Below are 6,261 nucleotides of genomic sequence, written 5' to 3' on the forward strand. Positions count from 1 at the left end.
AGATGAGCACCGCGGTCGGCGGTACGGCCCGTACCGCCGAGAAGACCGGTCCCTCGGACCGGGCCGTACGCCGCCGCGCCCCCGCGCGCCGCCGCGCCCCCGCCCGCGGATCCACCGACCGCCGGCTCGCCCGCGTCGGCTGGCTCTACGCCTCTCCCGCGCTCACCGTCGTCGCGGCCGTCACCCTCTTCCCCATCCTCTTCTCCGTCGTCCTCAGCTTCTCCGAGGTGCGCCTCAGCTACGGCGGCTTCCGGATCGACGGTTTCACCACCGGCAACTACGCGGCGCTGCTGCACAGTTCGGAGTGGTTCGAATCGCTCGCGTTCACCATCGGCTTCACCCTGGTCACCGTCGTCCTGGAGCTGGCGCTGGGCACCGCCGCCGCCCTGGTCCTGGAGCGGCTGGGCGCCGCGCGCGGCTGGATCCTGGCCGTACTGCTGCTGCCCTGGGCGATGATCAACGTGGTGGCGGCCCAGCTGTGGGGCTATCTGTACAACGGCACCTACGGCGTGGTGAGTTGGGCGATCGAGGCGCTCGGCGGCGGTGAGCCCGCCATTCTGGGCCGTCCGGTGCCCGCGATGGCGGCCATGGCGGTGGCCGACGTCTGGAAGACCACCCCCTTCGTGGCCATCATCGTGCTCGCCGGGCTGATGCAGATCCCACGGGATGTGTACGAGGCGGCCGAGATCGACGGCTCGGGGCCCTGGACCACCTTCTGGCGGGTCACGCTGCCGCAGCTGCGGCCGATCCTGGCCATCGCGGTCCTCTTCCGCACCCTCCAGGCGTTCGGCGTCTTCGACCTGCCGTTCGTCCTCACCCAGGGCGGGCCGGGCACGGCGACCCAGTCGCTGGCGATCCTCGGCTACAAGACGCTCTTCCAGAACCTCAGCATCGGGCCGGGCGCGGCCGTCGCCACCAGTACGGCGGCCCTGGTCATGGGGTGCTGTCTGCTGTTCCTGCGCGCCTTCCGGGCCCAGGTGGCCGAAGGGGGCCGATGATGCGGAACCATGCCATCCGCGGTCGGCGCCGCTATCTCAACGTCGTCAACATCGGCGCCCTGATCATCGTGGTGCTGACCACCGCGCCCCTGTACTGGATGGCCACGGCCTCCTTCAAGGGCACCGGTGAGATCAGCGCCGACCCGCCGACCCTGTTCCCGCACCACCCGACCACCGGCAACTACGCGGACGCCTTCGGCGGCAACAGCCTCGGCCGGTACTTCCTCAACAGCGTGCTGGTGTCCGTGGTCTCCACGGTCGTGGTGCTGGCCCTGGCCTTCTTCGCGGGCTACGCGCTGGCCCGGCTGCCGATGCGCGGCCGCGGACCGATCATGGTCTCGCTGCTGATGATCTCGGTCTTCCCGTGCATCGCCGTCGTCACCCCGCTGTATCTGCTGGAGCGCTCGGCCGGGATGCTCAACAGCTACCAGGGGCTGATCGTCCCCTACGTCGCCTTCAACCTGCCGTTCTCCATCTGGATCCTGCGCAACTATCTGCTCGGGGTGCCACGGGCGCTGGAGGAGGCGGCCACGGTGGACGGCGCGAGTCCGCTGCGCACGGTGGTCTCGGTCATCCTGCCGCTGGCGCGGCCGGGGCTGTTCACGGCCGGGGTGTTCACCTTCACCGCCACCTGGGCGGAGTTCCTGATGGCGCTCACCTTCAACAGCGAGGACGCCTTCCGTACGGTGCCGGTCGGGATGGCCCTGTTCACCAGCCAGTACACCGTCCCCTACGGCACGATCTTCGCCGGTGCGATGGCGGCCACCGTGCCCATCGCCATCCTCGTCCTGGTCTTCCGGCGGTCGGTGATCTCCGGGATGACGTCGGGGGCGGTGAAGGGGTGACACCGCCATGAGCTGACGCTCGCGGTATCCCATCGCATTCGTATTCGTATTCGCATCCGTATCCGTCCCATCATCGCGAGGACCACGTGACCCTCAAGCCCTCGGACCCCAACTGGTGGCGGCAGGCCGTCTTCTACCAGATCTACCCCCGCAGCTTCGCCGACTCGAACGCGGACGGCATCGGCGATCTGCCCGGTATCACCTCCCGGCTGCCGTACCTCGCCGACCTCGGCGTGGACTGCGTCTGGCTGAGCCCGTTCTATCCCTCCGCGCTCGCCGACGGCGGCTACGACGTGGCCGACTACCGCGATGTCGACCCGCGCCTCGGCACCCTGGACGACTTCGACCGGATGGTCGCCGAGGCGGACCGGCTCGGGCTGAAGGTCATGGTCGACATCGTGCCCAACCACACCTCCAGCGACCACGCGTGGTTCCAGGAGGCGCTGCGCTCGGCGCCCGGCTCGGCCGCCCGTGAGCGGTACGTGTTCCGCGACGGACGCGGCCCGGACGGCTCGCTCCCGCCCACCGACTGGATCTCCTGCTTCGGCGGCCCGGCGTGGACCCGGCTGCCCGACGGGCAGTGGTACCTGCACCTGTTCGCGCCCGAGCAGCCGGATCTGAACTGGGACCACCCGGAGGTGCGCGCCGACTTCCTCACCACGCTGCGCTTCTGGTCCGACCGCGGCGTGGCGGGCTTCCGCGTCGACGTGGCCCACGGCCTGGCCAAGGACCTGGCCGAACCGCTGCGCGACATCGGGGACGTACGTGGCTACGACCCGGACGAACTGCCCGAGGACGGCAGCCATCCGCTGTGGGACCGCGATGAGGTGCACGGCATCTTCCGCGACTGGCGCAAGGTGATGGACGAGTACGACCCGCCGCGGATCGCCGTGGCCGAGGCATGGGTCCGCAACTCCCGCCGCACGCCGTACGCCAGCCCCGACGAGCTGGGCCAGGCGTTCAACTTCGACTTCCTCTACACCCCGCTGTCCGCGCCCGCGCTGCACACCGCCATCGACAGCGCGCTGCACGACGCCCGTACGGCCGGTGCCTCGGCCACCTGGGTGCTCTCCAACCACGATGTGATCCGGCACGCCACCCGGCTGGCGCTCCCCGACGAGCTGAGCCGGGCGGGGCGGGAGGCGTGGCTGCTCGCCGACGGCCGGGAGCCGGAGGCCGACGTGGAGCTGGGGCTGCGCCGGGCCCGGGCCGCGACGCTGCTGATGCTCGCGCTGCCGGGGTCGTCGTATCTGTACCAGGGCGAGGAGCTGGGCCTGCCGGAGGTGGCCGACCTGCCCCGGGAGGCGCTCCAGGACCCGACGTGGGAGCGCAGCGGCGGGCGGGTCAAGGGCCGTGACGGCTGCCGGGTGCCGCTGCCGTGGACGCGGTCCGGTCCGTCGTTCGGCTTCGGTGCGGGGGGTTCCTGGCTGCCGCAGCCCGAGTACTTCGGCGAGCTGTCGGCCGAGGCGCAGAGCGGGGTGGCGGGCTCCACGCTGGAGCTGTACCGGGAGGCGCTGCGGCTGCGCCGTGCGCTGGGCGGCGACGAGGGCGTGGAGTGGGTCGGCTCGGTGGAGGAGCTGAGCGCGGGGGTGCTGCACTTCCGGCGCTCCACCGGCTGGCACAGCCTCAGCAATCTGTCGGCGGTTCCGGTGCCGCTGCCGGAGGGTCTGGAGGTGGTGCTGGCCAGCGGGCCGCTCGATGGGGGGCGGGTGCCGGCGGGGACCACGGTCTGGCTGCGCTGAGCGCTTGCGGTAAGTGCCGCGAAGGGCCGTCGTGCGTCTGCGGCCGCGTCGTGGCCGGTCGCCCCCACGCGGCGGAGCCGCACATCGACGCAGCCCCGCGCCCCTTCGGGGGCACCCGAACCGCACCGGACTCGGCGAGGCCGCTCGGCCGGAGGCCGTAGGCTGCTCGGCGGGGCGGGCCCGGATTTCCGGGCCCGCCCCGCGCCCCGTCGCCGACGACCATCCGACCTTCGAGGAGAGACCGTGCTCGTGCTGCTGCCGCCGTCCGAGGGAAAGGCCACAGGAGGCTCCGGGTCCCCGCTGGACCTGGGATCGCTGTCGCTGCCGGGCCTGGGCGAGGCGCGGGCGGAGGTGCTGGACACGCTGGTGTCGCTCTGCTCGGGCGACGCGGGGAAGGCCGCGGAGGCGCTGGGGCTCAGCGAGGGGCTGCGCGGCGAGGTCGCCAAGAACGCGGCGCTGCGGGAGGCCGTGGCGCGGCCCGCCGGGGAGATCTACACCGGTGTGCTCTACGACGCGCTCGGCCTGGCCACGCTGTCCGCTCCCGCCCGGCACCGGGCGGAGCGGTCGCTGCTGGTGTTCTCCGGGCTGTGGGGCGCCGTACGGATCGACGACCGTATCCCCTCCTACCGCTGCTCGATGGGCGTGAAGCTCCCGGGGCTCGGCGCGCTCGGCACGTATTGGCGGACCCGGACCCCGATGGCCGAGGTGGTTCCGGAGGCCGCCGGGGACGGGCTGGTGCTGGACCTGCGTTCGGCGGCGTACGCGGCGGCGTGGAAGCCCAAGGGGGCGGTGGCCGAGCGGACGGCGACGGTGCGGGTGCTCCAGTCGAAGATCGTGAACGGGGTCGAGAAGCGGTCTGTCGTCAGCCACTTCAACAAGGCGACGAAGGGCCGGATGGTACGGGACCTGCTGACCGCGGGCGCCGAACCGGACGGCCCCGGCGAACTGGTGGAGGCGCTGCGGGGACTGGGGTACGTGGTGGAGGCCGCGCCGCCGGAGCGGGCGGGGCGGGCGTGGGCGGTGGATGTGGTGGTGACGGAGCTGTAGGACCCGAGTACTCGGGTGCGGGTCGGTTGTCCGTTCCGCGCCGCGTCATTGCGACATGCGCAACCACCATTGCGCAGTGCGCCGCACCGCGGGCAGGATGGGCGCCGTGACTAGCACCTCGCCCTCCCCCGGTTCCCCGGATTCCTCGTTGCTCGACCTCGCCCCCGTCATCCCCGTGGTCGTCGTCCACGACGTGGCCGACGCGGTTCCGATGGCCCGTGCGCTGGTGGCGGGCGGGCTGCCCGCCATCGAGGTGACGTTCCGGACGCCCGCCGCCGCGGACGCGATCCGGGCGATCGCCGACGAGGTCCCGGACGCGGTCGTCGGCGCCGGTACGGTCCTGACCCCGGAGCAGGTGGAGACGGCCGTCGCCGCGGGGTCGCGGTTCCTGGTCACGCCCGGCTGGACGGACCGGCTGCTGGGGGCGCTGGACGCGTCCGGGCTGCCGTACCTGCCGGGCGTCTCGACCACCTCGGAGGTCGTGGCGCTGCTGGAGCGCGGGATCGAGGAGATGAAGTTCTTCCCGGCGGAGGCGGCCGGGGGCACCGCGTATCTGAAGGCGCTCGCCTCGCCGCTCCCCCGGGCCCGCTTCTGCCCGACGGGCGGGGTCAACGCCTCGAACGCCCTCGGGTATCTGTCCCTCCCCAACGTCGGCTGCGTGGGCGGCACGTGGATGCTGCCGCCGGACGCGCTGGAGGCGGGCGACTGGGCCCGGGTCGAGTCCCTGGCCCGGGAGGCGGCGGCGCTGCGGCGGTGACGGCCGCCATGGGGTCGGCGCCTTGGCAGCCGCCGCGTTCGGCACCGTGACGGCTGCCGCAGTCGCGCCTACCGCAGTCGCCCCTACCGCAGATGCCCCTACCGCAGATGCGCCGTCTCGTTCAGGAGCCGCAGCGACGCGTTCCCGTCCCCGTAGTACGCCACCGCCGTCAGCGAGGCCGCCGAGAGCTCCATGCGGAACAGGGACTCCGGCGGGGCGCCCAGGGCCAGCCGGACCAGGGTCTTGATCGGGGTCACATGGGTGACCAGCAGCACCGTACGGCCCGGGTATCGGGCGATCAGCTTGTCGCGGGCGAGCGCGACCCGGCGGGTGACCGCCGCGAAGCTCTCGCCGCCGCCGGTGGGGGCCACCTCCGTGGAGGCCAGCCATGCGTCCAGGTCGTCCGGGTAGCGCTCCTTGACCTCCGCGAAGGTCAGGCCCTCCCAGGCGCCGAAGTCCGTCTCCCGCAGCCCCTCTTCGACGCGGACGTCCAGGCCCAGGCGCCGGGCCACCACCTCGGCGGTCTCCCGGCAGCGCCGCAGCGGTGAGGCGACGACGGCCTGGATGGTGCCGCGTGCGGCGAGCGCCGCCGCCACCCGCTCGGCCTGGTGGCGGCCCACGTCGGAGAGTGCGGGGTCGGTGCCGCCGCTGCCGGAGAAGCGCTTCTCGGGGGTGAGCGGGGTCTCCCCGTGCCGGAGCAGGACGAACGTGGCGGGGGTGCCCAGATCCGCCGAGCCCCAGCCCACCGCCGGGGCGGCCCCCGTGGCCGGGGCGGCCCCCGTGACCACCGGCCCGGCGAGGGCGTCGTCGGGGCGCTCGGCGGGCTCCGGCGCGCCCGCCGTCAGCGTGCCGCCGGGCGGGAGCTTCAGCTG

At 73.2% G+C, this 6,261-nt stretch carries 6 protein-coding genes; 5 read left to right on the forward strand and 1 reads right to left on the reverse strand.

The genetic code is table 11. The annotated features are described in order from the left end of the window. Positions 1-2: 2 nt before the first annotated feature. From ABD329_RS30700 to eda, 5 genes are all read left to right on the forward strand, one after another. Positions 3-998 (forward strand): carbohydrate ABC transporter permease, encoded by a 996-nt coding sequence (locus ABD329_RS30700; RefSeq protein WP_198279597.1) that lies wholly within the window; start codon positions 3-5, stop codon positions 996-998. Continuing rightward, on the forward strand, positions 998-1,843 hold the full coding sequence (locus tag ABD329_RS30705) for a carbohydrate ABC transporter permease (RefSeq protein ID WP_344317207.1): 846 nt from the start codon (positions 998-1,000) through the stop codon (positions 1,841-1,843). The genes ABD329_RS30700 and ABD329_RS30705 overlap by 1 nt, the downstream gene beginning before the upstream one ends. An 86-nt stretch (positions 1,844-1,929) precedes the next feature. Further along, entirely contained in the window at positions 1,930-3,585 is a 1,656-nt protein-coding gene (locus ABD329_RS30710) for a glycoside hydrolase family 13 protein (protein ID WP_198279599.1), read from the forward strand. Positions 3,586-3,828: 243 nt separating this feature from the next. Then, positions 3,829-4,632: a peroxide stress protein YaaA gene (gene yaaA, locus ABD329_RS30715; RefSeq protein ID WP_198279600.1), complete on the forward strand. Its 804-nt coding sequence runs from the start codon at positions 3,829-3,831 to the stop codon at positions 4,630-4,632. 97 nt (positions 4,633-4,729) lie between these two features. After that, on the forward strand, positions 4,730-5,389 hold the full coding sequence (eda, locus tag ABD329_RS30720; protein ID WP_198279603.1) for a bifunctional 4-hydroxy-2-oxoglutarate aldolase/2-dehydro-3-deoxy-phosphogluconate aldolase: 660 nt from the start codon (positions 4,730-4,732) through the stop codon (positions 5,387-5,389). 98 nt (positions 5,390-5,487) lie between these two features. On the opposite strand, the gene ABD329_RS30725 is transcribed toward eda, so the two are convergent. Beyond that, positions 5,488-6,261: bifunctional RNase H/acid phosphatase (locus ABD329_RS30725; RefSeq protein ID WP_344317208.1), on the reverse strand; the 774-nt coding region annotated here is incomplete at its 5' end.

The organism is Streptomyces javensis (assembly GCF_039525925.1).
Taxonomy (GTDB): domain Bacteria; phylum Actinomycetota; class Actinomycetes; order Streptomycetales; family Streptomycetaceae; genus Streptomyces; species Streptomyces asiaticus.

Coding starts and splice junctions, on each gene's coding strand:
- ABD329_RS30700 (WP_198279597.1), top strand. CDS start 3: ATGAGCACCGCGGTCGGCGGTACGGCCCGTACCGCCGAGAAGACCGGT.
- ABD329_RS30705 (WP_344317207.1), top strand. CDS start 998: ATGCGGAACCATGCCATCCGCGGTCGGCGCCGCTATCTCAACGTCGTC.
- eda (WP_198279603.1), top strand. CDS start 4,730: ATGGGCGCCGTGACTAGCACCTCGCCCTCCCCCGGTTCCCCGGATTCC.